Raw genomic sequence first — 25,522 nt, forward strand, 5'->3', positions numbered from 1 at the left:
TTCGGTGGTCATAGCGTGAGGGAAACGCCCGGTTACATTCCGAACCCGGAAGCTAAGCCTTACAGCGCCGATGGTACTGCAGGGGGGACCCTGTGGGAGAGTAGGACGCCGCCGAACTATCTTTGAAAGAGCTGGTCCCCGAATTTCGGTTCGGTGACCAGCTCTTTTTTGTTGTGCGTCACTTGAAGTTCACGTTGCGCGCGAAGCATCTGCGGCATGGGGACTGTGGGAATGCTCAGGGCAGCGGGCGTCGGCGTAGGTGACGAGGTCATCGTGCCGGCGTTCGGGAACGTCGAGGTCGCTGAGGCCGTGAGCCGGACCGGTGCGATGCCGGTGTTCGCCGACATAGATCCGACGACGTACTGCCTCGACGCCGCAGCTGTCGACGCCGTCGTCGGCCCGCGGACGGTGGCCGTCGTCGCCGTACACCGCTTCGGCAGGCCCGCTGACGTCCCGCGGCTGCGGGACGTGGTGCAGCGGCACGGTCTGCTGGTGCTGGAGCAGGCAGAGTCCGAGGCACCGTACGACGAGATCGAGCAGCGCAGGGCGCACGCGGCGTATCTGGACGGGCGTTTGAGCGGGGTGCGGACGCCGGAGCGCGGCAAGGGGCACACGTACCAGCAGTACGTCGTGCGCGTGCCGGGCAACGGGCGGCCGGACCGGGACGCCTTCGCACGGGCCGTACGGGCCAGAAGAGTCGACTGCCGCGTGCCAGTGAAGACACCGGTGCACCGGATGCCGGGATTCCGACGGGACGTGTGTCTGCCGGAGACCGAGCGAGCGGCCGACGAGACGCTGACGCTGCCTGTGGACGCGTCTTTGACGAAGCGTGAGATGCATCGGATCGTGTCCGCGTGCAATGCCCTCGGTGGGCTGCTGCAGCCCGCTTTCTAGACGAACGCGGTTGGGAGCACTCAGCCGTTCGGGGTATGATCTATGTCGTTGCGGCGGGGAAACCCGAAGGCGCAACAGGCCCCTATAGCTCAGTCGGCAGAGCGTCTCCATGGTAAGGAGAAGGTCAACGGTTCGATTCCGTTTGGGGGCTCTGACAGGAGAGGCCTCCGCCCCAATGGGCGGAGGCCTTTTTCGTGCTCCGGAACTTCGGTGCCTCAGTCCTTGTGGAGGCCCGGAACGCGCATGGCCAGGATGGCCATGTCGTCGGACGGCGCATCGGACGCGAAGCGCTCGACCGCGCGCATGATGCGGGCGGCGACCGCGCCGGCCGTCAGACCCGTGCAGGTGGTGAGAACGTCCGTGAGGCCGTCGTCGCCCAACATTCTTGTGCCCTCGCGGCGTTCCGTGACGCCGTCCGTCACGCAGAGGAGGACGTCTCCGGGATCGAGCGTCACCGTCTGCTCGTACAACTCGAGGTCGTCCATGACGCCGAGGAGGGGCTGTGGTTCGGCGGCCGGTTCGACGGTGCCGTCCTGGCGTAGGCGCAGCGGGAGCGGGTGGCCGGCGCACACGACCTTCAGCACGGCGCTGCCGTCCTCCTGGGGCCACAACTCGCCGTACAGCAGCGTCAGAAAGCGGCTGCGGGCGCCCTCGTCGAGGATCGCGGAGTTGAGGCGCTCCAGTACGGCCGGACCGCCGAAGCCCTCGCGGGCGAGGAGGCGGAGGGCGTGGCGGGCCAGTCCTGTGACCGCCGCCGCCTCCGGGCCCGTACCGCACACGTCGCCGATGGCGAAGCCGTACGCGCCGTCGCGGATCGGGAAGAGGTCGTAGAAGTCGCCGCCGACCTCGTTGCCCTCGCCCGCCGCGCGATAGATGACCTCGACCTCCACGCCCTCGATGTCCGGGAGTTCGGGGGGCAGGAGGCTGCGCTGGAGGGACTGGCTGATGGCCATGCGCTCCGAGTACAGGCGGGCGTTGTCCAGGGCCAGGGCGGCCCTTCGGGAGAGGTCCTCGGCGAGTTCCAGGATCTCCTGACGGAAGTGTTCGTCCGACGGCTTGCCGAGCGTCAGCATGCCGATGACGCGGTTGCGGGCCACCAGGGGGAGTACGACCGTCTCGCCGCCGACCGCCGAGGCCGTCTCCAGGGTCGTCCCGATGCCCGAACTCACCGTCGCGGGTTCGCCCAGGCCGAGGTTGCGCATGGAGGTCCTCAGGGCCGCCTGATGGGCGGCCTCCGCCGGTGCCGACCAGACTCGGGCGCCCGGAGTCGGTACGGGGTCCGGTGGGGCGATCTTCGACAACAGGGCCTTGAGTCCGTCGATGCGCTCCTCGTCCTCATGCAGAACGTACGAGAGATACGGGTCCGAGGCCTGGTCGGCGATCGTGTAGACGGCACACCAAGTGGCCAGGGTCGGGACCGTCATCTGTGCCATCAGGGCCAGTGTCTGGTCGCGGTCCAGGGTGCCCGCGAGGAGGTCCGAGGCCTCGACGAGGAAGGACAACGAGCCGCGGCGCAGGCGCTCCAGCTCGCCCAGGCGGGCCGATTCGACGGCGAGCGCGATGCGGTCGGCGGCGAACTGCAGGCGCAGGGCTTCCTCGTTGGAGTACCGCGTGGGTGCCTCGGCCGCGACGCCGAGCGAGCCGGTGAGGCGGCCCTCGACCTTCAGCGGGACCGTGACGACCGATCGCATGCCCGTGCCGCTCAGCAGCGGTACGGCGCCCGGGACGGCCGTGAGGTCGTCGTGGACGGCCGGCATCCGTGCCGAGCCGTAGCGGCCGGGGCCCGCCTCGACGGGGACGCGTGCGAAGCGCTGGCGGGCGGAGGGGAGTCCGGTGGAGGCGCGCACCTCCAGCTCGGTCTCGTCGTCGGTGGCCAGCAGCAGGAAGGCGGAGTCGCCGTCGAGCATGTCGCGGGCGCGCTCAACGGTGCGCTGGAGAAGGCCGTCGAGGTCGTCCGGTGCCGGGGAGCCGATGAAGACCTCGAAGGGGTCGGTGGGCTGGCCCCCTTCCGAGTGGTTCGCCGTGTCAGGGGCGGGTACGCGCAGGGGAGTCTGAAGGACGGCGCGTTCGTGATCTCGTACGAGAAGGCAGACCGTGGAAGGATCGCCGCCGGTGTCGCGGACGCGCAGATGCGAGGCGTAGACGGGCGTCACGCGGCCGTTGGCGCCGCGGATGCCGTAACTGCCCTCCCAGCGCGAGAGTTGGAGGGCATCGGCGATGCCGGTACTGGTGCCGGGGGTGTGCGGCCAGGCCGCGAGGTCGGTCAGTGGTTTGCCGATGACCTGGTCGGCCGGGTACCCGAAGAGATCTTCGGCGTCCTCGCTCCAGGCGGAGATGGCGCCGGCTCGGTCGATCTGGACCACGGCGACGCGTACGCGGCCGTCGGCGAGGGGCAGGAGGTTGGCGGGCAGCGAGGGGCCGGCGGTTCGGGTGCCCACCGAGCGTTCGGGCAGGTCGAGTTGGAACCAGACCTGCTTGTGGGTGGGCGTGTACTCGACGCCCCAGCGGCCGGACAGGGCCGCGCAGAGCTGCAGGCCGCGACCACCCTCACGGTCGGGACTGCCCATGTTGATCGCCGCCGCCTGGAGCGGGATCTCACGCTCCGGATAGCGGTCCGCGACCTCGATGCGCACGCCGTCGTCACTGCGCAGGCACAGGACGTCCGCGGATGTGCCCGCGTGCACCACGGCGTTGGTGACGAGTTCGCTGGTGAGGACCACGGCGTCGTCGACGATATCGGCGAACCCCCAGCCCTGGAGGGTGTCACGGACGAAGGAGCGGGCGGTCGCGACGGACCGCCCGACCGGGTCGAAACTGGCAGCCGCGCGCGCGGTGATCACAGAACTCCTTGTCCGGTTCTCGACGTGCAGGGCTTCGTGGCCGACTCGCTCCTGCCGTGGCAGAAGACGGTTCCCCGTCGGCCCGGGGTCTTGAGGCTGTCCCCCAGGATGCAGTCCGGTGGTCATGCGGCCGCCCCTCCGATGCCTGCCCGCTCGTGCTCGTGCCACCGCCCAGGCCGGACGGACCGGCGTGGCTGGACAGCCGCATGCAAGGTTACTTACCTTCGCGGTCCATGCGGATGCCGGTCACCCGTGTTTCCGTCCGGAGGGTGTGTGCGGACGATGTGCGAAGCTGCCGAACTGTTATGGCCTGGTTCAGCCATGGTGAAACACTGGGCAAGCTTCATGAGACGGTCCGAACACGCAGAGCAGTACCCGAGCACGCCGAGCAGTAATGGTCGACCCTTGCGGGAGGGACACAGTGGAGTCTGGCGCAGCGACGCAGGGCACTAAATCGCGCGCGAAAGGCGGACAGTCCCTGAGTAACCAGCGCAAACCACGCAACGGAACCACCACGGTGGACACCGCGGCGCTGAACAGGCTGATGGCGGCCCTTGTCTCGATGAGGGACGGGAACTTCCGCAAGCGCCTGACAGTGTCCGGCGACGGCGTGATGGCCGAGATCGCGGCGGTTTTCAATGAGGTGGCCGACCGCAATCTGCATCTGACGGGCGAGTTGTCGCGCGTACGGCGCATGGTGGGTCGCGAGGGGAAGCTCACCGAACGCCTGGAGACGGGCGTCTGCGAGGGTTCCTGGGGCTCGGCGATCGATGCGTCCAACGCGCTGGTCGACGACCTCGTACGGCCCGTTTCCGAGGTCGGACGGGTGTTGTCCGCGGTGGCCGACGGTGACCTGTCGCCGCGTATGGAGCTGCGGGCGCCGGCGGCGGACGGCAACGGGCATCCGCTGCGCGGGGAGTTCCTGAAGGTCGGGCGCACGGTCAACAACCTGGTCGACCAGCTGTCCACGTTCACCGACGAGGTCACGCGCGTGGCCAGCGAGGTGGGCACGGAGGGCAAGTTGGGCGGGCAGGCCCGGGTGCGCGGTATGTCCGGTTCGTGGAAGGATCTCACGGATTCCGTCAACACGATGGCGTACCGGCTGACCGCACAGGTGCGTGACATCGCTCTCGTGACGACGGCGGTCGCCAAGGGTGACTTGTCCCGGAAGGTCACGGTTCACGTGGCCGGTGAGATGCTGGAGCTCAAGAACACCGTCAACACGATGGTGGATCAGCTCTCTTCCTTCTCCTCCGAGGTGACCCGAGTCGCGCGCGAGGTCGGCACCGAGGGTGAGCTCGGCGGTCAGGCGCAGGTGCCAGGTGTGGCGGGAGTGTGGAAGGACCTCACCGATTCGGTGAATCTTATGGCCGGTAATTTGACGGCCCAGGTGCGTGGGATCGCCCAGGTGACGACCGCTGTCGCCAACGGTGATCTGTCGCAGAAGGTGACTGTTTCGGCGCGCGGTGAGATGGCGCAGCTCGCCGAGACGATCAACCAGATGACCGAGACGCTCCGTACGTTCGCGGACGAGGTGACGCGGGTCGCCAACGAGGTAGGCGGCGAGGGGCGGCTCGGCGGTCAGGCGAATGTGCCGGGTGCGGCGGGAACGTGGAAAGACCTCACCGATTCGGTGAACACGGTCTTCCGGAATCTCACCACCCAGGTGCGGGACATCGCCGCCGTGACGACGGCCGTGGCCAACGGTGATCTTTCGCAGAAGGTCACCGTCGATGTGGCCGGCGAGATGCTGGAGCTGAAGAACACCGTCAACACGATGGTGGACCAGTTGTCGTCTTTCGGTGACGAAGTCACGCGGGTGGCGCGGGAGATCGGCGTCGAGGGCGAGCTGGGCGGTCAGGCGCAGGTGCCGGGCGCCGCCGGTACGTGGAAGGACCTGACGGACTCCGTCAACACGGCGTTCCGCAACCTCACCGGGCAGGTCCGCAACATCGCCCAGGTGACGACGGCGGTGGCCAACGGTGATCTGTCGCAGAAGGTCACCGTGGACGTCTCCGGCGAGATGCTCCAGCTGAAGAACACCGTCAACACGATGGTGGACCAGCTGTCGTCCTTCGCCGACCAGGTGACGCGGATGGCGCGTGACGTGGGCACGGAGGGCCGCCTGGGCGGTCAGGCGCGCGTGGACGGCGTCAGCGGCACCTGGAAGGACCTCACCGACTCCGTCAATTTCATGGCGGGCAACCTGACGTCCCAGGTCCGCAACATCGCCCAGGTGACGACGGCGGTGGCGCGCGGCGACCTGTCGCAGAAGATCGAGGTCGACGCCCGCGGCGAGATCCTGGAGCTGAAGAACACCATCAACACCATGGTCGACCAGCTCAGCGCCTTCGCCGAGCAGGTGACCCGGGTGGCCCGCGAGGTGGGTACGGACGGCCGGCTCGGCGGTCAGGCGCAGGTGCCCGGCGTCGCCGGTGTGTGGCGCGACCTGACCGACTCCGTGAACGGCATGGCGGGCAATCTCACCGCCCAGGTGCGCAACATCGCCCAGGTGGCGACCGCGGTGGCCCGCGGTGACCTGTCGCAGAAGATCGATGTGGACGCCCGCGGCGAGATCCTGGAGCTGAAGAACACCCTCAACACGATGGTGGACCAGCTGTCGAACTTCGCCGAGCAGGTCACGCGGGTGGCCCGTGAGGTGGGCACGGAGGGCATCCTCGGCGGTCAGGCCGAGGTGCAGGGTGTCTCCGGCACCTGGAAGGACCTCACGCAGTCCGTGAACTTCATGGCGAACAACCTGACCATCCAGGTGCGGAACATCGCCGAGGTCACCACGGCGGTCGCCAACGGTGACCTTTCCAAGAAGATCACCGTCGACGCGAAGGGCGAGATCCTCGCGCTCGTCACCACCGTCAACACGATGGTGGACCAGCTGTCGAACTTCGCCGAGCAGGTGACCCGGGTGGCCCGCGAGGTGGGCACGGACGGCAACCTCGGCGGACAGGCGCGGGTGCCCGGTGTCACGGGCATCTGGAAGGACCTGAGCGACAACGTCAACGTGATGGCGGCCAACCTGACCAACCAGGTGCGCAACATCTCCCAGGTCGCGACGGCGGTGGCCAACGGTGACCTGACCAAGAAGGTCACGGTGGAGGCGAGTGGCGAGGTCGCCCAGCTCGCGGACACCGTCAACACGATGGTGAAGACGCTGAGCTCGTTCGCCGAGCAGGTGACCCGGGTGGCCCGTGAGGTGGGCACGGACGGCATCCTCGGCGGTCAGGCACATGTCCCGGGCGTCGCCGGTACGTGGAAGGACCTCACGGAGTCCGTGAACGGCATGGCGTCGAACCTGACGGGCCAGGTGCGGAACATCGCCATGGTCACCACGGCCATCGCGAAGGGCGACCTGACCAAGAAGATCGACATCGACGCGCGCGGCGAGATCCTGGAGCTCAAGACCACCATCAACACCATGGTCGACCAGCTCTCGTCCTTCGCCGAAGAGGTCACCCGAGTCGCCCGAGAGGTGGGCACCGAAGGGCAGTTGGGCGGCCAGGCACGCGTACGCGACGTCGACGGCACCTGGCGCGACCTCACCGAGTCGGTGAACGAGATGGCCGGGAACCTGACCCGGCAGGTACGCGCCATCGCGCGCGTGGCGACCGCGGTGACCCGTGGCGACCTCAACCTGAAGATCGATGTGGACGCCTCCGGCGAGATCCAGGAACTTCAGGACTACATCAACAAGATGATCGCCAACCTGCGCGACACCACCATCGCCAACAAGGAACAGGACTGGCTGAAGGGCAACCTGGCCCGGATCTCCGGACTGATGCAGGGCCGCCGCGACCTCGCCGACGTGGCCTCCCTCATCATGAGCGAGCTGACTCCGGTCGTCTCGGCGCAGCACGGAGCGTTCTTCCTGGCGATGCCGCTGGATGACGGCAAGGAGCTGGGCGCGGCGCAGGACGACTCGTACGAACTGCGCATGCTCGGGTCCTACGGCTACTCCATGGGGTCCATGCCGACGTCGTTCCGGCCCGGTGAGACCCTCATCGGGACGGCCGGCAAGGAAAAGCGCACGATTCTCGTCGAGAACGTGCCGCCGGGGTACCTGAAGATCGCGTCCGGACTCGGGGAGGCGCCACCGGCGCATGTGATCGTGCTGCCGGTGCTCTTCGAGGGGACCGTTCTGGGCGTGATCGAGCTGGCATCGTTCCAGCCGTTCACGCAGATCCAGAAGGACTTCCTCAATCAGATCGCCGAGATGATCGCGACGAGCGTCAACACGATCGCCGTCAACACGAAGACCGAGGTACTGCTCAAGCAGTCGCAGGAGCTGACCGAGCAGCTGAGGGAGCGGTCGGCCGAGCTGGAGAACCGGCAGAAGGCACTCCAGGCGTCCAACGCCGAACTGGAGGAGAAGGCCGAGCTGCTGGCCCAGCAGAACCGCGACATCGAGGTCAAGAACACCGAGATCGAGGAAGCCCGTCAGGTGCTGGAGGAGCGCGCCGAACAGCTCGCGGTCTCCATGCGCTACAAGAGCGAGTTCCTCGCGAACATGTCGCACGAGCTGCGTACGCCGCTCAACTCGTTGCTGATCCTGGCCAAGCTGCTCGCCGACAACGCGGACTCCAACCTCACTCCGAAGCAGGTCGAGTTCGCCGAGACGATCCACGGTGCGGGCTCCGACCTGCTCCAGTTGATCAACGACATCCTCGACCTGTCGAAGGTCGAGGCGGGCAAGATGGACGTGTCGCCGACCCGTATCGCGCTGGTCCAGCTCGTCGACTACGTAGAGGCCACTTTCCGTCCGCTGACGGCAGAGAAGGGCCTCGATTTCTCCGTACGCGTGTCGCCCGAGCTGCCCGCCACGCTGCACACGGACGAGCAGCGGCTCCTTCAGGTGCTGCGCAACCTGCTGTCCAACGCGGTGAAGTTCACCGACTCCGGAGCGGTCGAGCTCGTCATCCGGCCCGCGGGCGCCGATGTGCCCGTCGCCATCCGGGAGCAGCTGTTGGAGGCGGGTTCGCTGCGGGAGGCGGACGGCGATCTGATCGCGTTCTCCGTGACCGACACCGGCATCGGTATCGCGGCCAGCAAGATGCGGGTCATCTTCGAGGCCTTCAAGCAGGCGGACGGAACCACGAGCCGCAAGTACGGCGGTACGGGACTGGGGCTGTCCATCTCGCGGGAGATCGCGCGGCTGCTGGGCGGTGAGATCCACGCGCAGAGCGAGCCGGGGCGCGGCTCCACGTTCACGCTGTATTTGCCGCTGCACCCGAGTGAACTGCCGCCTCAGGGCTACCCGCAGCTGGCGGCGCCGGCGATGGAGGGCAGGGAGCTCCTCGATGCCGTGACGAACGGGGACGGGCCCGTGGAGACGCCCGCAGAGGTCAAGTCGTACCGGGAGACCCAGAACGGGGCCGCCGCGCTCTTCAGGCGGCGCCGCAAGGCGGTGTCCGCGGCCGAACCGCGGCCCGCGCTGTCGGCGCAGCAGGCCCAGGTACCGGAGTCCTGGGCCGCGGGCGGCCAGGAGAAGTCCGCCCAGCCGCGCGGGGTTTTCCACTTCGAGGGCGAGAAGGTGCTGATCGTCGACGACGACATCCGCAACGTGTTCGCGCTCACCAGCGTCCTGGAGCAGCACGGCCTGTCGGTGCTGTACGCCGAGAACGGCCGCGAGGGCATCGAAGTCCTGGAGCAGCACGACGATGTGACGGTCGTTCTGATGGACATCATGATGCCCGAGATGGACGGGTACGCGACCACGACGGCGATCCGTCGGATGCCCCAGTTCGCCGGACTGCCGATCATCGCGCTGACGGCCAAGGCGATGAAGGGCGACCGGGAGAAGGCGATCGAGTCGGGCGCTTCCGACTACGTCACAAAGCCGGTCGATCCCGATCATCTGCTCGAGGTGATGGATCAGTGGATGCGCGAGGTGTGAGTGGATGGGATCCTCTTCGGACGAGGCCGAGAGCTCGACATCGGGCAGGGCACACAGAGTTGCTGACTGACTGTGCCCGGGGCCGTGTAGAAACCCGGGATTCGGGGAACCTTCTGGTCTCCCGCTACGTTTCTGCTACGTGCACAGTGACATCGCGGTGACAGGGTGTGGCGACAGGCAGGGTGCGGCTACCATGACCGGCACAAGGACGGGCGGCGTAAGGGAGTCGTCCCCTGGGGCGGCGCCCGGTGCACTGCCGGGGCGAGGAGGGCGGGCCATGGTGCAGAAGGCCAAGATCCTCCTGGTCGATGACCGGCCGGAGAATCTGCTGGCGCTGGAGGCCATCCTCTCTGCGCTCGATCAGACACTGGTTCGGGCATCGTCCGGGGAGGAAGCGCTCAAAGCACTGCTCACGGACGACTTCGCGGTCATTCTGCTGGACGTCCAGATGCCGGGCATGGACGGTTTCGAAACCGCCGCGCACATCAAGAGGCGAGAACGGACCCGGGACATCCCGATCATCTTCCTCACGGCCATCAACCACGGGCCCCACCACACCTTCCGGGGGTACGCGGCGGGTGCGGTGGACTACATCTCCAAGCCGTTCGATCCGTGGGTGCTGCGCGCGAAGGTCTCGGTCTTCGTCGAGCTCTATATGAAGAACTGTCAACTTCGGGAGCAGGCGGCGCTGCTGAGGCTCCAGCTCGAGGGCGGCGGTGGCGGCAAGGCCGAGGTCGGCGATGCCAAGGAGCCCGCCGGGCTGCTCGCCGAACTCTCCGCGCGGCTCGCGGCCGTGGAGGAGCAGGCCGAGGCGCTCTCCAAGCAACTCGACGACGACTCGGCGGACGCGGCGGCGGTGGCGACGGCGGCTCATCTCGAGCGCAAACTCACCGGCCTGCGCAGGGCTCTTGACGCGCTGGAGCCGGGGACAGGGAACAACGGGGCGGCTTCGCTGCCTTCGCAAAACTGAACGGGTGTTCCGACGTCGGCTCGCCTCGGCTCGGCTGAGAGCGGGCGGCGGGCGCGGCCCCACGGCCACGCCGCCCGTCGACAGAGCTGGATCGCGGGGCTGGGTGTGCGCCTGGTCGCCGTGCCGCTGGGCCCATGGGCCGGGGCGACAGCATGCCCCGCGGGTTCTCACAGCGCCATCGTGTCCGGTGTGAGCTGAGCCGAATGGCGTTGCCCGGCGGCCGCCAACTCGCCTACGCCCGACGCGGCTGCGTCAGCCTGACGCCTCGGTCGGCGCGACACGAACGAGTGAAGCAGTGGGCACACGTGTCCACAGGGGCCTCCACCGGTAACCTCACACCCATGGCCCCACGTCAGTCCGCAGCCAAGAAGTCGCCCGCGAAGAAGGCGGCCGCTCCTAAGAAGGCTGCGGCGAAGAAGGCCCCCGCGAAGAAAGCCCCGGCGAAAAAGGCGCCTGCGAAGAAGGCCGCGGCCAAGAAAGCCGCGCCCAAGCCGGCACCCAATCCCACCGGGGGCGTGTACAAGCTGGTGCGCGCCCTCTGGCTCGGAGTCGCGCACGCCGTCGGCGCCCTGTTCCGCGGCATAGGGCGGGGCGCGAAGGGGCTCGACCCGGCGCACCGCAAGGACGGTCTCGCCCTCCTGCTGCTCGGCGTGGGGCTGGTTGTCGCCGCCGGTACCTGGTCCAACCTCCGCGGCCCCGTCGGCGACCTCGTCGAAATGCTGGTGACCGGCGCGTTCGGCCGCCTCGACCTGCTCGTACCGATTCTGCTCGCGGTCATCGCCGTACGGCTCATCCGGCACCCCGAGAAGCCCGACGCCAACGGGCGCATCGTCATCGGCCTGTCCGCGCTCGTCATCGGTGTGCTGGGCCAGGTCCACATCGCCTGCGGGGCGCCCGCGCGCGGTGAGGGCATGCAGGCGATAAGGGACGCCGGCGGGCTCATCGGCTGGGGTGCGGCGACGCCCCTGACGTTCACGATGGGCGATGTCCTGGCCGTACCGCTGCTCGTGCTGCTCACGATCTTCGGTCTCCTGGTGGTCACGGCGACTCCCGTCAACGCCATTCCCCATCGCCTTCGGCTGCTCGGCGCCAAGCTCGGCCTCGCACGGTCCCACGAGGCCGCGGACGGCTTCAGCGAGGACGACGAGCGTTACGACGACGAGCGTTACGACGACCAGTGGCGCCAGGCGCTGCCCGCGCGCTCCCGCAAGCGCCGCTCCGCGCCTGAGACGTACGACCCGGACAGGGCCGAGCAGGAGGCACTCTCCAAGCGCCGCAGTCGCCCCAGGCGGCCCGCGGTGCAGCAGCCCGCCCTGGACCGGCCGATGGACGCGGTCGACGTGGCGGCGGCCGCCGCGGCGGCACTCGACGGCGCCGTCATGCACGGGATGCCGCCCTCGGCGCTGGTGGCCGATCTGACACAGGGCGTCGGGACCGATCGCGGCGAGCGCGAGGACACGGACGGGCGCGACGAGACCACGCCCGTACCCGCCGCGCGCACCAAGGGCGCCAAGGGGACCAAGGGCGGCAAGCCCAAGCAGGAGATGCTGAAGGCCGAAGTCCCCGATCTGACCAAGTCCGCGCCGGACGCGCCGCGCGAGCTGCCGCCGCGCGCCGAACAGCTTCAGCTCTCCGGCGACGTCACGTACGCGCTGCCCTCGCTCGACCTCCTGGAGCGCGGCGGCCCCGGCAAGGCGCGCAGCGCCGCCAACGACGCCATAGTCGACTCGCTCACCACGGTCTTCACCGAGTTCAAGGTCGACGCCTCCGTCACCGGCTTCACGCGCGGCCCGACGGTCACGCGGTACGAGGTCGAGCTGGGCCCGGCCGTGAAGGTCGAGCGCATCACGGCGCTCACCAAGAACATCGCGTACGCCGTCGCCAGTCCGGACGTGCGGATCATCAGCCCGATCCCCGGCAAGTCCGCGGTCGGCATCGAGATCCCCAACACCGACCGCGAAATGGTCAATCTGGGCGCTGTGCTGCGCCTCGCGGAGTCCGCGGAGGACGACGACCCGATGCTGGTCGCGTTCGGCAAGGACGTCGAGGGCGGCTACGTCATGCACAGCCTGGCGAAGATGCCGCACGTCCTGGTCGCGGGCGCCACCGGCTCCGGCAAGTCGTCCTGCATCAACTGCCTGATCACCTCGGTGATGATGCGCGCGACCCCCGAGGACGTCCGGATGGTCCTCGTCGACCCCAAGCGCGTCGAGCTGACCGCGTACGAGGGCATCCCGCACCTGATCACGCCCATCATCACCAACCCGAAGCGGGCCGCGGAGGCGCTGCAGTGGGTGGTGCGGGAGATGGACCTGCGCTACGACGACCTCGCGGCGTTCGGCTACCGCCACATCGACGACTTCAACAAAGCCGTCCGCGAGGGCAAGGTCAAGCTGCCCGAGGGCAGCGAGCGCGAGCTGCAGCCGTACCCGTATCTGCTGGTCATCGTGGATGAGCTGGCCGACCTGATGATGGTCGCGCCCCGGGACGTCGAGGACGCGATCGTACGCATCACCCAGCTCGCCCGCGCGGCCGGCATCCACCTCGTGCTGGCCACGCAGCGCCCCTCGGTGGACGTCGTCACCGGCCTGATCAAGGCGAATGTGCCCTCCCGCCTCGCCTTCGCCACCTCCTCGCTCGCCGACAGCCGGGTCATCCTCGACCAGCCGGGCGCCGAGAAGCTGATCGGCAAGGGCGACGGCCTCTTCCTGCCGATGGGGGCCAACAAGCCCACACGCATGCAGGGCGCCTTCGTCACCGAGGAGGAGATCGCCGGCGTCGTCCAGCACTGCAAGGACCAGATGACACCGGTCTTCCGGGACGACGTCGTCGTGGGCACCAAGCAGAAGAAGGAGATCGACGAGGACATCGGCGACGACCTCGACCTGCTGTGCCAGGCCGCCGAGCTGGTCGTCTCCACGCAGTTCGGGTCCACCTCGATGCTCCAGCGCAAGCTGCGCGTCGGATTCGCCAAGGCCGGGCGGCTGATGGACCTCATGGAGTCCCGCAACATCGTGGGCCCGAGCGAGGGTTCCAAGGCCCGTGACGTTTTGGTGAAAGCTGATGAGCTGGACGGCGTGCTCGCGGTGATCCGTGGGGAGGCTCAACCGTAAGGAATCACCGTGAGGAACTGGTGCGGGCCGGGTCCCTGTGCGGAGTGGGTCGAGGTGCGTGGGTATTCGAACGTGACTCACCCGTTAGGGAAGCGTGAGCAACCGTTTCCCTTCGGTGCGCGTCAAGTTGAGGGAGGGTACGGGTTGATGTCCCACCATCGGATGTCCGGCCATTCTGATGGCGTACAAAGTCCTACCGCCCGGTTGCCCCACCCTTTCGCAACCCCCCTAAACTGAACCTCCAGCACAGGTGGCTACACGCTCGAAAGGCGCCCCCGTGTCCATCGGCAACTCCCCTGAGGACAACTCCCCTGAGGATGAGCGTCCCTTCGCAGAGGACGACCGTCCCTCGATCGGCCGTGCCTTGCAACAGGCACGTGTCGAGGCAGGGCTGACCGTTGACGAAATCAGTAACGCCACCCGGGTCCGCGTCGCCATCGTGCACGCGATCGAACAGGACAACTTCGCCGCCTGCGGCGGAGACGTCTACGCGCGCGGTCACATCCGGACCTTGGCACGCGCCGTCCACACCGATCCTGAGCGGCTGCTCGCGCAGTACGACGATGACCACGGAGGGCGCCCGTCGCCGACGCCGGCGGCACCGCTGTTCGAGGCGGAGCGGATCCGTCCGGAGCGCCAGCGGCCCAACTGGACCGCGGCCATGGTCGCCGCGATAGTCGCCGTGATCGGCTTCGTCGGGTTCACGCTGCTCAACGGCGGCGATGACGAGCCCGGTACGAAGACGCAGGTCGCCGAGGGATCCACGCCCACCACCAGCAAGTCCCCCAAGCCCAAACCGACCAAGCCCAACGACCCCAAGCCCGACCCGTCGGACAGCGCCATCGCGGCCGCGCCCCGGGACAAGGTCACCGTCAAGGTGAACGCGGCCGACGGCCGCAGCTGGATCTCGGCCAAGGACCACAACGGCCGGACGATCTTCGACGGCACCCTGCAGCAGGGCGACTCGCAGACCTTCCAGGACAAGGAGCAGATCGACCTCATCCTGGGCAACGCCGGCGCGATCCAGCTGTTCGTGAACGGCAAGCAGATCGAGGACGAGTTCCAGACGGGGCAGGTCGAGCGTCTGAGGTACACGAAGGGTGATCCCGAGGTCGGCTGAGCCGCGCGGTTCTTCCGCAGGGTTCTTCCGTTCGGACGAGGGCAGGCCGTTCCGGACGAACGGGCTCAGGCTTTTCGGGCAGGCGGGCACGGGGTTGGCCAAGCTCGGCCAACCCCGTCGACGTGGGCTGTCAGTGGGACGAAGTAGTCTTGAGCCCATGCCTGAACGCCGTACCGTCGCACTTGTCACTCTTGGCTGCGCTCGTAACGAGGTGGACTCGGAGGAGCTCGCGGGCCGTTTGGAGGCGGACGGCTGGCACCTCGTGGAGGACGCCGAGAACGCGGACGTCGCCGTCGTCAACACGTGTGGTTTCGTCGAGGCCGCCAAGAAGGACTCCGTCGACGCGCTCCTGGAGGCCAACGACCTCAAGGGAGAGGGCAGAACCCAGGCCGTGGTCGCTGTCGGCTGCATGGCCGAGCGATACGGCAAGGAGCTCGCCGAGGCACTGCCCGAGGCCGACGGCGTGCTGGGCTTCGACGACTACGCGGACATCTCCGACCGGCTCCAGACCATCCTGTCCGGCGGCATCCACGCCGCACACACGCCACGGGACCGGCGCAAGCTCCTGCCGATCAGCCCTGCGGAGCGGCAGGAGTCCGCCCCCGAGGTCGCGCTTCCGGGGCACGGCCCTGCCGATCTTCCGGAGGGCCTCGCTCCGTCTTCGGGCCCCCGTGCGCCCCTGCGGCGCCGTCTCGACGGCTCCCCGGTCGCCTCGGTCAAGCTGGCCTCCGGCTGCGACCGGCGTTGCTCTTTCTGCGCCATCCCGTCCTTCCGCGGCTCCTTCATCTCGCGGCGCCCGTCCGACGTCCTGGGCGAGACGCGCTGGCTTGCCGAACAGGGCGTCAAGGAGATCATGCTGGTCTCCGAGAACAACACCTCGTACGGCAAGGACCTCGGCGACATCAGGCTCCTGGAGACGCTCCTTCCCGAGCTCGCCGACGTCGACGGGATCGAGCGGGTGCGAGTCAGCTATCTGCAGCCCGCCGAGATGCGGCCCGGGCTCATCGACGTGCTGACCTCCACGCCCAAGGTCGCGCCCTACTTCGACCTGTCCTTCCAGCACTCCGCTCCCGGTGTACTGCGTGCGATGCGGCGCTTCGGGGACACCGACCGGTTCCTGGAACTGCTCGACACGATCCGCGCCAAGGCCCCGCAGGCCGGTGTGCGGTCCAACTTCATCGTGGGCTTCCCCGGCGAGAGCGCGGACGACCTGGCCGAGCTGGAGCGGTTCCTGAACGGCGCGCGGCTGGACGCGATCGGCGTCTTCGGATACTCCGACGAGGAGGGCACGGAGGCAGCGACGTACGAGAACAAGCTGGACGAGGACGTCGTCGCCGAGCGGCTCGCGAGGGTCTCACGGCTCGCGGAGGAACTGGTCTCCCAGCGGGCGGAGGAACGCGTCGGCGAAACCCTGGAGGTGCTCGTCGAGTCGGTCGACGCCGTGGAGGGCGTGACCGGCCGTGCGGCGCACCAGGCGCCGGAGACCGACGGCCAGGTGCTGTTCACGAGCGGTGAGGGTTTGACCGTCGGCCGTATGGTCGAAGCGAAGGTGGTCGGTACGGAAGGTGTCGACCTGGTGGCCGAGCCGCTGCTCGGCTCGCTCGCATGTCCTGAGGAGGCGGCCAGATGACGGGAGTCCCGGCATCCGCGGCGGGCGGCCCCGGCACGCCCGGTACGCACGGTGCCGCCGGCGTTTCCGGTACGGGCCCTGCCGGTGCTCAGGGCTCGAAGTCGCCGCGCGGCGGAAAGCTGGGTGCCGCGGCCGTCAACCAGGCCAGCCTCTGGAACGTCGCCAATCTCCTGACCATGCTCCGCCTCGTGCTCGTACCGGGCTTCGTGGCGCTGATGCTGGCCGAGGGGGGATACGACCCCGTCTGGCGAGCCTGGGCCTGGGCCGCCTTCGCGGTCGCCATGATCACCGACATCTTCGACGGTCACCTGGCGCGGACGTACAACCTCGTCACCGACTTCGGGAAGATCGCCGACCCGATCGCCGACAAGGCGATCATGGGAGCGGCGCTGATCTGTCTGTCCTCGCTCGGCGATCTGCCGTGGTGGGTGACAGCGGTCATCCTCGGGCGTGAGCTCGGGATCACACTGCTGCGCTTCCTGGTGATCCGCTACGGCGTGATCCCCGCGAGCCGCGGCGGAAAGATGAAGACGCTCGCTCAGGGCACGGCGGTCGGCATGTACGTCCTGGCGCTCACGGGGCCGCTGGCGACCCTGAGGTTCTGGATGATGGCTGTGGCGGTCGCCCTGACCGTGGTGACCGGACTCGACTATGTGAGACAAGCCATTGTGTTGCGGCGCCAGGGTCTCGCCGACCGAAAGGCCGCGGCGGAGGAGGCGGAAGGATGACTTCCGGGGCCGCTGAAGTGCTGCGACTACTCAAGGTGAGGGGCGAGACGCTCGCTGTCGCCGAGTCGCTGACGGGTGGACTCGTGGCGGCGGAGATCGCCGCGGTGCCCGGGGCCTCCGAGGCCTTCCGCGGTTCCGTGACCGCGTATGCCACCGAACTGAAGCGGGACGTGCTCGGCGTCGACGCCACCCTGCTGGATCAGCGCGGGGCGGTGGATCCGCAGGTCGCGGCCCAGATGGCGGCGGGCGTACGCAAGCTGCTCGGCGCGGACTGGGGCATCGCGACCACCGGTGTCGCGGGGCCCGAGCCCCAGGACGGCCGGCCGGTCGGGACCGTTTTCGTGGCCGTCGACGGGCCGCTCGGCCCGGATTCCGGGCCGGCTGATGGCGAGAAAGTGGCGTCGCTGCGGTTGAACGGCGACCGGACGGAAATCCGTATGGAGAGTGTACGGAGCGTACTCGCACTGCTCCTGAAGGAGCTTGCGGGCGAACAGACCGGGAATGAGCGGGCACAGGATACGGAACAGAACGGGGGGACTTGATGTTTGCAGCCCTGAGTGAACACGACATCGCTCCCCGCACGGCCGCGGCGCGAGGCGGTACGGTGGGGCGAGAAGGATGCGGCTACGCGGTCCGAGGAGGGAGCCACCGATGATTCTGCTCCGTCGCCTGCTTGGTGACGTGCTGCGTCGGCAGCGCCAGCGCCAGGGCCGTACTCTGCGCGAAGTCTCCTCGTCCGCCCGAGTTTCGCTCGGCTATCTCTCCGAGGTGGAGCGGGGGCAGAAGGAGGCTTCCTCCGAGCTGCTCTCCGCGATCTGCGACGCGCTGGACGTACGGATGTCCGAGCTCATGCGAGAAGTGAGCGACGAGCTTGCCCTCGCCGAGCTGGCCCGGTCGGCAGCGGTCACTGAGCCGGTGCCCACGCCGGTACGCCCGATGCTCAATTCTGTGTCGGTAACCGGTGTGCCACCGGAACGAGTGACAATCAAGGCGCCTGCCGAGGCGGTGGACGTGGTCGCCGCCTGACGCTTGCGGGCGTGCGGTCATGAGCTCCGTGCTCGTGGGCGTGCAGGCCATGGGTGCGAGCCCATGAGCTGAGAATGGTGTGAGAGCCCCGGCCGGGGGCTTCTCCAGGGCCACCTGGAGAGGTGCGGTCGGGGTTTTTGCGTTCTTACCCCGTTTGCCGGTGTGTCGTGCTGCGGCCATGGTGGAGGGGCCGGGTACGCCCCGTTGGGGTGGCTGCGCCCTCCCGGTGTGTGACGTTGCGGTCTGGCTTCGGTTGGCGGGTTGGAGGTGGCGCCATGGCGGGGCGGACAGGATGGGCTGGGCGGGGTCGGCCGGCTGGGCGAATAGGGCGCATGGGGCGCATGGAGCACGTCGGGCGCATGGGGCGGTGGGGGCTGGCTTTGGGGGGCGGGGTGCTGTGGTGGTGGGGAGCGACGCGGTTGGCCTTCACGGCGGACGCGGGTGTGCTGGAGGGGGCGGTCATGGCGGGTGGGTGGGGGCTGAGCCTGCTTCCGGTTCACTGCGCGCCCAAGGCGCGGGCGGCCGTGAGGCCGGTGTCCGAGGCGCGGGGCGCGGGTCTGGCCGGGTCGGATCAGTGAGTGAGTGAGTCGAGTCACTGAGTCGGTGGGGGCAGTGGATTTCGGAGGCTCAGGGGCGTTCCCGGGCGCCTGGGGGCTCTCGGGGTGCACTTTGACCTCCCGGGTGTGACCGAGGGGCGGTCAGGCCCTTCTGGGGGCGCAGGAGGGGCTTTTCTCTTGGAGTGGGTGAAGGGGTGTCCGGGTGGTCGCCATCGCTACCAAGGCATGGCCACGCCGCCGTTCGGGCGCAGGATCTGGCCCGTCGTAAAGGCCGAGGCGTCGGAGGCGAGGTGCAGGACCGTGTACGCGATGTCCTCCGGCTCGCCGACCCTGCCCAGCGGTGACATCCGGGCCATGAACGCTTCGGTCCGCGCCTGGGCCTCGCCGTCGTGGCGGTCCGTCATGGGCGTGCGGATCCAGCCCGGCGCGACCGCGTTGACGCGGATGCCGTGCGGTCCCATCTCGGTCGCCAGGGTCTTCGTCAGCTGGACGACGGCCGCTTTCGTGACGCCGTAGCAGAGCAGCCCGGGTCCGCCGGTGTCGACGGCGCCCGAGGCCATGGTGATGATGCTGCCGCGAGTACCGGACGCGATCATGGCCCGGGCCGCCTCCTGGCAGGCGTACAGCACACCTTTGAAGTTGACGTCGAGCACGCGGTCGAGGTCCTCGTCCCGGGTCTCCAGGACCGGGCTGCTGTGCATGATCCCGGCGATGGCGGCCATCACGTCGAGGCGCTCGCAGGCCGCGACCGCCTGGCCCAACTGGGTTCGGTCGGTGACGTCGAGGGGGTGTGTGTGGGGCGTGCCGCCCTTGTCCTTGATCAGGGCGGCCGTCTCGTCGAGACCCTGGGCGTCGCGGTCCGCGCAGTGCACGTCGGCGCCCGCTTCCGCGAGCAACACGGCACTGGCGCGGCCGATTCCGCTCGCGGCGCCGGTGACGAATGCGGTGCGTCCGGTGAGGTCGTACGCCGTGACGGGCATGAAGTTGACGGTACGAGAGTTTCTGACGGATCGTCAATTGTGCGTGCGTGACGGTTCCGTCCGCGTCTGGGGGGCTGGGCCCGGCTGGCATGCCGGGCACCAGTAGGTGGGGCGCTCGCGGGAACCGTCACCTTGGCTCGCCACACGGATCGAGGTGCGGCAGCGCAGGCAGGGGCGGGGTGCGCGACCGTACACGTAGTGGTTCTGGTCGCGGTGGCCCGTGGTGCTGCGGATCGGCCGGTCGCGGTTGGCTTCCAGGAGTTTCCTGGCGAGGGTGGGCAGTTGGGCGGCGCGTTCGCCGGGAAGTTGGCCGATGGGCAGCCACGGGCTGGTCCGGAGGAGGAAGCAGAGCTCGCTCTTGTAGACGTTGCCGATCCCGGCGAGGTTTCGCTGGTCGAGGAGGGCTTCACCGAGGGGGCGGGCAGGGTCGTGCAGGAGATTCTCCAGGGCCTTGTCAGGGTCCCAGTCCGGGCCCAGGAGGTCGGGGCCGAGGTGGCCCACGGCCCGGTGTTCGTCGGTGGTGCGCAGCAGCTCCAGTACGGGAAGCCGGTAGCCGACGGCCGTGCGCTCCGCGGTGCCGAGGATCGCGCGGATCTGGTGACCTGGGCCGCCGCTCCAGCGCTCGCCGGGTGCGTACACCTTCCAGGAGCCGTCCATCTGCAGATGAGAGTGCAGCGTCAGCCCGCCATCGATACGGGTGAGCAGGTGCTTTCCGCGCGGGGTGACGTCCAGGACGGTGCGCCCGGTGAGGTCGGCCGTGGCGTACTTGGGCACCCGGAGGTCGAAGCGGGTGAGCAGATGACCCGCAAGGGCGGTGTGCAGGCGCCGGGCGGTCTGCCAGACGGTGTCTCCTTCGGGCATGGGATCCAGAGTGGCATGCGCTGGGAGAAGGCGTCTTGTCCCGCCGTCCCGTTGCCCTGGTGAGGCGGACCAGCGCCGGTGCTGGAGTTACGCGCGGAGGCGTAGGCCTCGTGGGGTCGCGTGGAAGCCGGCTCCCTCCAGGAGCGTGCCGAACGGGGACGTCAGGGCCGAGACGCCGTTCACACGCTCCACCGTGACCGTGCCGAGTGAACCGGCGCGGGCGGCCGTGGCGAGCGTCTCGGCGGCTATGCGCAGGCGTGGGTCGTCCAGCGGCGTGTGCTCCGGGGCCGAGGGCCAGGCCAGGAGGGTCTTGCCGCCGCGCTCCATGTAGAGCGTCAGTTCGCCGTCGACCAGCACGACCAGGGAGCCCGCTTTGCGGCCGGGTTTGTGGCCAGCTCCGGTCGGAGGGTCGGGCCAGGGGAGGGCCGCACCGTACGCGTTCGCCGGGTCGGCGGCGGCCAGGACGACCGCACGCGTGGAGTTTCCCGGGCGGGGGCGGGAGGCGGGGCCGCCCGCGTAGCCGGTGTCGGTGCGGGTGGTGAGGGGGGCCGTGAGGTCGAGTCCGGTGGGGTCCGAGAACCCGGCTGTCGGCGTGCCCGGGAATCCCGGCCCGGGAAGGGCCTCGCCCCGTTCGCCGGCGCTCGCCGCCGCGCGCAGCCGGTCCACCGCGCCGTCCATCGCGAACTGCGCCGCACCGAGTCCCTCCACCACGTAGCCACGGCGCGCCTGGCCGCTCTCCTCGAAGGCGGACAGGATGCGGTACGTCGCTGAGAAGCCGCCCTCGACGCCCTCCGCGGCGACCGCGCCCCGGGTGACCACGCCGTGCCGGTCGAGCAGGGTGCGGGCCAGGGCGTGAGCGCGCACGGTGGGGTCGGGGTCGATGTCGGGGAGCAGCGACCAGCGGCCCGCGACGGTGGGTGGGCCGGTCCGGGAGGCGGGGCGCGCGGCAGCCGTCAGAGTGCCGTACCGCCCGCGCGGCACCGTGCGCTTCGCTCGATGGGCGGTGGAGCCCGCGGTTCGGCCCGAGCCCAGGAGGGAGCGCATCGGCCCGAGTGTGTCGTTCGTCAGGCGGCCCGACCAGGCCAGGTCCCAAAGGGCGTCGGACAGTTGGGGATCGGTGGCGTCGGGGTGGGTGGTGGCACGGATCTGGTCGGCGATCTGACGGAAGAAGAGACCGTAGCCTCCCGAGAGGGTGTCCAGGACCGACTGATGGAGCGCGGTCAGCTCCAGAGGGTGCGGGGGTGGCAGCAGCAGGGGGGCCGCGTCCGCCAGATACAAGGACACCCAGCCGTCCTTGCCGGGCAGTGAGCCCGCTCCGGCCCACACGACCTCTCCGGCGGCGGTCAGCTCATCGAGCATCGCCGGAGCGTAGTGCGCGACACGGGACGGCAGGACGAGCTTCTCGAGGGCGGACGCGGGGACCGAGGCGCCCTGCAACTGCTCGATGGCGCGTACGAGGCCGTCGATGCCGCGCAGCCCGTGCCCGCCGCCCATGTGCTGCCACTGCGGCAGGAACTGGGCGAGCGCGGCGGGCGGCACGGGCTCCAGCTCATGACGCAGCGCGGCGAGCGAACGGCGCCGCAGCCGGCGCAGCACCGCCGCGTCGCACCACTCCTGGCCGATCCCCGCCGGGTGGAACTCTCCCTGTACGACACGGCCGCCCGCGGTGAGCCTCTGGAGGGCGCCCTCGGTGACCGCCGTGCCGAGGCCGAAGCGCGCCGCCGCCGCGGTGGAGGTGAACGGGCCGTGGGTGCGGGCGTACCGGGCGAGGAGGTCGCCGAGGGGGTCCTTGACCGGATCGGTGAAGGCTTCCGGGACGCCGACGGGCAGCGCTGTGCCGAGCGCGTCGCGCAGTCGGCCCGCGTCCTCGATCGCCGCCCAGTGGTCGGCTCCGGCGATCCGGACCCGGATGGCGCGGCGGGACGAGGCCAGCTCGCGGACCCACTCCGGTTCGGCGCCGCGCTCGGTCAGTTCGGCGTCCGTGAGCGGGCCGAGCAGGCGCAGCAGGTCGGCGACGCTTTCGACGTCCTTGGCGCGGCGGTCCTCGGTGAGCCACTGGAGTTCGCGCTCCAGCTCGGTCAGGACGTCGGCGTCCAGGAGCTCGCGCAGCTCGGCCTGGCCGAGGAGTTCGGCGAGAAGCCGGGAGTCCAGCGACAGCGCGGCGGCGCGTCGCTCGGCGAGTGGGGAATCGCCCTCGTACAGGAACTGAGCCACGTACCCGAACAGCAGGGACCGCGCGAACGGGGACGGCTCCGCTGTCGTGACCTCGACCAGTCGCACCTTGCGGGATTCGAGGTCGCCCATGAGCTCCGCGAGGCCGGGGACGTCGAAGACGTCCTGGAGGCATTCGCGGACCGCTTCCAGGACGATGGGGAAGGAGCCGAACTCGCTCGCCACCTGGAGCAGTTGGGCGGCCCGCTGGCGCTGCTGCCACAGTGGGGTCCGCTTGCCGGGGTTGCGGCGCGGCAGCAGCAGCGCGCGGGCGGCGCACTCGCGGAAGCGGGACGCGAACAGGGCGGAGCCACCGACCTGGTCCGTGACGATCTGGTCGACCTCGCCCTTGTCGAAGGCGACGTCCGCGGCGCCCACGGGGGCCTGCTCGGAGTCGTACTCCGTCCCCGCCTTCATGGGTTCCTGGTCGAGCAGGTCCAGGCCCAGCAGGTCGGCGTCCGGCAGACGCAGCACGATGCCGTCGTCGGCGTGCATGACCTGCGCGTCCATGCCATACCGCTCGGAGAGGCGGGTGCCCAGCGCGAGGGCCCACGGCGCGTGGACCTGGGCGCCGAAGGGGGAGTGCACGACGACCCGCCAGTCGCCCAGCTCGTCGCGGAACCGCTCGACGACGATGGTGCGGTCGTCCGGGACGTGGCCGCAGGCCTCGCGCTGCTCGGCCAGGTAGGACAGGACGTTGTCGGCGGCCCAGGCGTCGAGGCCCGCGGCCAGGAGCCGGAGCCGGGCGTCGTCCTGGGGCAAGGAACCGACCTCGCGCAGGAACGCGCCCACCGCGCGCCCCAGTTCGAGCGGGCGGCCCAGCTGGTCGCCCTTCCAGAACGGCAGCCTGCCGGGCACGCCGGGCGCGGGTGAGACGAGGACGCGGTCGCGCGTGATGTCCTCGATACGCCAGGAGCTGGTGCCGAGCGTGAAGACGTCGCCGACCCGGGATTCGTAGACCATCTCCTCGTCGAGCTCGCCGACCCGGCCTCCGCCCTTCTTGGGATCGGCGCCCGCGAGGAACACTCCGAAGAGGCCGCGGTCCGGAATCGTGCCCCCGGAGGTGACGGCGAGGCGCTGCGCGCCGGGGCGGCCGGTGATCGTCCCGGCCACTCGGTCCCAGACGACGCGTGGCCGCAACTCCGCGAAAGCGTCGGACGGATAGCGGCCCGCGAGCATGTCCAGCACCGCCGTGAACGCGGACTCCGGAAGCGATGCGAAGGGGGCGGCCCGGCGGACCGTCGCGAGCAAGTCGTCGACCTGCCAGGTGTCGAGCGCGGTCATGGCGACCAGCTGCTGGGCCAGCACGTCCAGGGGGTTGGCGGGGATACGGAGGGACTCGATCGAACCGGTGCGCATCCGCTCGGTGACGACGGCCGCCTGGACGAGGTCCCCTCGGTACTTGGGGAAGACGACGCCGGTGGAGACCGCTCCGACCTGGTGGCCAGCGCGGCCGACGCGCTGGAGCCCGGAGGCCACCGACGGCGGTGACTCGACCTGTACGACGAGGTCCACCGCGCCCATGTCGATGCCGAGTTCGAGGCTGGAGGTGGCGACCACCGCGGGCAGGCGGCCGGCCTTCAGGTCCTCCTCGACCAGCGCGCGCTGCTCCTTGGAGACCGAGCCGTGGTGGGCGCGGGCGATGACCGGCGGGGCGCCCTGGGCCGCGCCCGAGCCGCCCATCAGCTCGGCCGGGGCATGGTGCTCATCGAGGGGCTCGCCCGTCGCCCTCTCGTACGCGATCTCGTTGAGCCGGTTGCAGAGCCGCTCCGCGAGACGCCGCGAGTTCGCGAACACGATCGTCGAGCGGTGGGCCTGGACGAGGTCGGCGATCCGCTCCTCGACATGCGGCCAGATCGACGGCCGCTCGGCGCCGCCTTCCGAGTCGGCCACCGGGGAGCCGCCCAGCTCCCCGAGATCCTCGACCGGGACGACCACCGACAGATCGAACTCCTTGCCGGAGGCGGGCTGGACGATCTTCACCTTGCGCTGCGGCGAGAGATAGCGCGCGACCTCGTCGACGGGCCGGACCGTCGCCGACAGGCCGATGCGGCGCGCGGGCCTCGGCAGCAGTTCGTCGAGCCGCTCCAGAGTCAGCGCGAGATGGGCGCCGCGCTTGGTGCCCGCGACCGCGTGCACCTCGTCCAGGATCACCGTCTCGATACCGGTCAGCGCGTCGCGCGTGGCCGACGTGAGCATCAGGAACAGCGACTCCGGCGTGGTGATCAGGATGTCCGGCGGGCGCGTGGCCAGCGCGCGGCGCTCGGCGGGCGGGGTGTCGCCGGAGCGGATACCGACCTTCACCTCGGGCTCGGGCAGTCCGAGGCGCACCGCCTCCTGCCTGATGCCGGTCAGCGGACTTCGCAGGTTTCGCTCGACGTCCACCGCGAGCGCCTTGAGTGGTGACACGTAGAGCACCCGGCAGCGCTTTTTCGGGTCGGCCGGCGGCGGAGTCGAGGCCAGCTGGTCCAGCGCGGCGAGGAACGCGGCCAGCGTCTTGCCGGAACCGGTCGGGGCGACCACGAGCACGTCCGAACCCTCTCCGATGGCCCGCCATGCCCCGGCCTGGGCGTCGGTGGGCGCGGAGAAGGCCCCCGTGAACCAGCCGCGGGTCGCGGGGGAGAAGCCGTCGAGGGCGCCGTGTGCAGACCTGACCATGCCCCCATCCTGCACCCGCCCACTGA

General features: G+C 69.6%; 14 protein-coding genes, 1 tRNA gene and 1 rRNA gene. 12 read left to right on the forward strand and 4 right to left on the reverse strand.

Annotation, left to right across the window (positions count from 1 at the left end; translation table 11 throughout):
• The 3 genes from rrf (at position 1) to FE633_RS02720 (ending at position 1,045) form a co-directional block, all read left to right on the forward strand.
• A 5S ribosomal RNA gene (gene rrf, locus FE633_RS02710) occupies positions 1-117 on the forward strand.
• A gap of 114 nt (positions 118-231) precedes the next feature.
• Positions 232-894, forward strand: a complete 663-nt coding sequence (locus tag FE633_RS02715; protein WP_138043646.1) for a DegT/DnrJ/EryC1/StrS family aminotransferase — start codon at positions 232-234, stop codon at positions 892-894.
• Positions 895-972: 78 nt separating this feature from the next.
• Positions 973-1,045, forward strand: a tRNA-Thr gene (locus FE633_RS02720).
• Positions 1,046-1,109: 64 nt separating this feature from the next.
• Here FE633_RS02720 and FE633_RS02725 read toward each other — a convergent pair.
• Entirely contained in the window at positions 1,110-3,860 is a 2,751-nt protein-coding gene (locus FE633_RS02725; RefSeq protein ID WP_138043449.1) for a SpoIIE family protein phosphatase, read from the reverse strand.
• A 295-nt stretch (positions 3,861-4,155) separates the two neighbouring features.
• Here FE633_RS02725 and FE633_RS02735 point away from each other — a divergent pair, with 295 nt between their 5' ends.
• The 9 genes from FE633_RS02735 (at position 4,156) to FE633_RS02775 (ending at position 18,807) form a co-directional block, all read left to right on the forward strand.
• Positions 4,156-9,642, forward strand: coding sequence for a HAMP domain-containing protein (locus tag FE633_RS02735; protein ID WP_138043450.1), 5,487 nt, complete (start codon positions 4,156-4,158; stop codon positions 9,640-9,642).
• A gap of 277 nt (positions 9,643-9,919) precedes the next feature.
• Complete coding sequence (locus FE633_RS02740; RefSeq protein WP_138043451.1) at positions 9,920-10,612, forward strand: response regulator; 693 nt, start codon at positions 9,920-9,922, stop codon at positions 10,610-10,612.
• Between the two features lie 341 nt (positions 10,613-10,953).
• Complete coding sequence (locus FE633_RS02745) at positions 10,954-13,725, forward strand: DNA translocase FtsK (RefSeq protein WP_138043452.1); 2,772 nt, start codon at positions 10,954-10,956, stop codon at positions 13,723-13,725.
• A 277-nt stretch (positions 13,726-14,002) separates the two neighbouring features.
• Positions 14,003-14,845: a helix-turn-helix domain-containing protein gene (locus FE633_RS02750; protein WP_138043453.1), complete on the forward strand. Its 843-nt coding sequence runs from the start codon at positions 14,003-14,005 to the stop codon at positions 14,843-14,845.
• Positions 14,846-15,002: 157 nt separating this feature from the next.
• Positions 15,003-16,475, forward strand: a complete 1,473-nt coding sequence (gene rimO, locus FE633_RS02755) for a 30S ribosomal protein S12 methylthiotransferase RimO (RefSeq protein ID WP_138043454.1) — start codon at positions 15,003-15,005, stop codon at positions 16,473-16,475.
• Positions 16,472-17,203, forward strand: coding sequence for a CDP-diacylglycerol--glycerol-3-phosphate 3-phosphatidyltransferase (gene pgsA, locus FE633_RS02760; RefSeq protein WP_138043455.1), 732 nt, complete (start codon positions 16,472-16,474; stop codon positions 17,201-17,203). The genes rimO and pgsA overlap by 4 nt, the downstream gene beginning before the upstream one ends.
• A complete protein-coding gene (locus tag FE633_RS02765) occupies positions 17,200-17,745 on the forward strand; it encodes a CinA family protein (protein WP_138043456.1) in 546 nt (181 codons plus the stop codon). Before pgsA ends, FE633_RS02765 begins: the two co-directional genes overlap by 4 nt.
• A 109-nt stretch (positions 17,746-17,854) precedes the next feature.
• A complete protein-coding gene (locus FE633_RS02770; RefSeq protein ID WP_138043457.1) occupies positions 17,855-18,229 on the forward strand; it encodes a helix-turn-helix domain-containing protein in 375 nt (124 codons plus the stop codon).
• 341 nt (positions 18,230-18,570) lie between these two features.
• Positions 18,571-18,807 carry a hypothetical protein gene (locus FE633_RS02775; RefSeq protein ID WP_342790747.1) on the forward strand — a complete coding sequence of 79 codons (237 nt, stop codon included), beginning with the start codon at positions 18,571-18,573 and terminating at the stop codon, positions 18,805-18,807.
• 194 nt (positions 18,808-19,001) lie between these two features.
• Here FE633_RS02775 and FE633_RS02780 read toward each other — a convergent pair whose 3' ends face one another.
• From FE633_RS02780 to FE633_RS02790, 3 genes are all read right to left on the reverse strand, one after another.
• Positions 19,002-19,766, reverse strand: coding sequence for an SDR family NAD(P)-dependent oxidoreductase (locus FE633_RS02780; protein WP_138043458.1), 765 nt, complete (start codon positions 19,764-19,766; stop codon positions 19,002-19,004).
• A 33-nt stretch (positions 19,767-19,799) separates the two neighbouring features.
• Positions 19,800-20,627 carry an Fpg/Nei family DNA glycosylase gene (locus tag FE633_RS02785; protein WP_138043459.1) on the reverse strand — a complete coding sequence of 276 codons (828 nt, stop codon included), beginning with the start codon at positions 20,625-20,627 and terminating at the stop codon, positions 19,800-19,802.
• 87 nt (positions 20,628-20,714) lie between these two features.
• The gene (locus tag FE633_RS02790; protein ID WP_138043460.1) at positions 20,715-25,496 is read right to left on the reverse strand and encodes an ATP-dependent helicase; all 4,782 of its coding nucleotides are present in this window, start codon (positions 25,494-25,496) and stop codon (positions 20,715-20,717) included.
• Positions 25,497-25,522: the final 26 nt, after the last annotated feature.

Origin of the sequence: Streptomyces montanus (genome assembly GCF_005786655.1) — a bacterium.
GTDB classification, from domain to species: Bacteria; Actinomycetota; Actinomycetes; order Streptomycetales; family Streptomycetaceae; genus Streptomyces; species Streptomyces sporangiiformans.

What these genes read in the sequence shown, in the direction of transcription:
- FE633_RS02715 (WP_138043646.1), top strand. Translation starts at nt 232, where the DNA reads ATGCTCAGGGCAGCGGGCGTCGGCGTAGGTGACGAGGTCATCGTGCCG.
- FE633_RS02725 (WP_138043449.1), bottom strand. Translation starts at nt 3,860, where the DNA reads ATGACCACCGGACTGCATCCTGGGGGACAGCCTCAAGACCCCGGGCCG.
- FE633_RS02740 (WP_138043451.1), top strand. Translation starts at nt 9,920, where the DNA reads ATGGTGCAGAAGGCCAAGATCCTCCTGGTCGATGACCGGCCGGAGAAT.
- FE633_RS02745 (WP_138043452.1), top strand. Translation starts at nt 10,954, where the DNA reads ATGGCCCCACGTCAGTCCGCAGCCAAGAAGTCGCCCGCGAAGAAGGCG.
- rimO (WP_138043454.1), top strand. Translation starts at nt 15,003, where the DNA reads ATGCCTGAACGCCGTACCGTCGCACTTGTCACTCTTGGCTGCGCTCGT.
- pgsA (WP_138043455.1), top strand. Translation starts at nt 16,472, where the DNA reads ATGACGGGAGTCCCGGCATCCGCGGCGGGCGGCCCCGGCACGCCCGGT.
- FE633_RS02765 (WP_138043456.1), top strand. Translation starts at nt 17,200, where the DNA reads ATGACTTCCGGGGCCGCTGAAGTGCTGCGACTACTCAAGGTGAGGGGC.
- FE633_RS02770 (WP_138043457.1), top strand. Translation starts at nt 17,855, where the DNA reads ATGATTCTGCTCCGTCGCCTGCTTGGTGACGTGCTGCGTCGGCAGCGC.
- FE633_RS02775 (WP_342790747.1), top strand. Translation starts at nt 18,571, where the DNA reads ATGGAGCACGTCGGGCGCATGGGGCGGTGGGGGCTGGCTTTGGGGGGC.
- FE633_RS02780 (WP_138043458.1), bottom strand. Translation starts at nt 19,766, where the DNA reads ATGCCCGTCACGGCGTACGACCTCACCGGACGCACCGCATTCGTCACC.
- FE633_RS02785 (WP_138043459.1), bottom strand. Translation starts at nt 20,627, where the DNA reads ATGCCCGAAGGAGACACCGTCTGGCAGACCGCCCGGCGCCTGCACACC.
- FE633_RS02790 (WP_138043460.1), bottom strand. Translation starts at nt 25,496, where the DNA reads ATGGTCAGGTCTGCACACGGCGCCCTCGACGGCTTCTCCCCCGCGACC.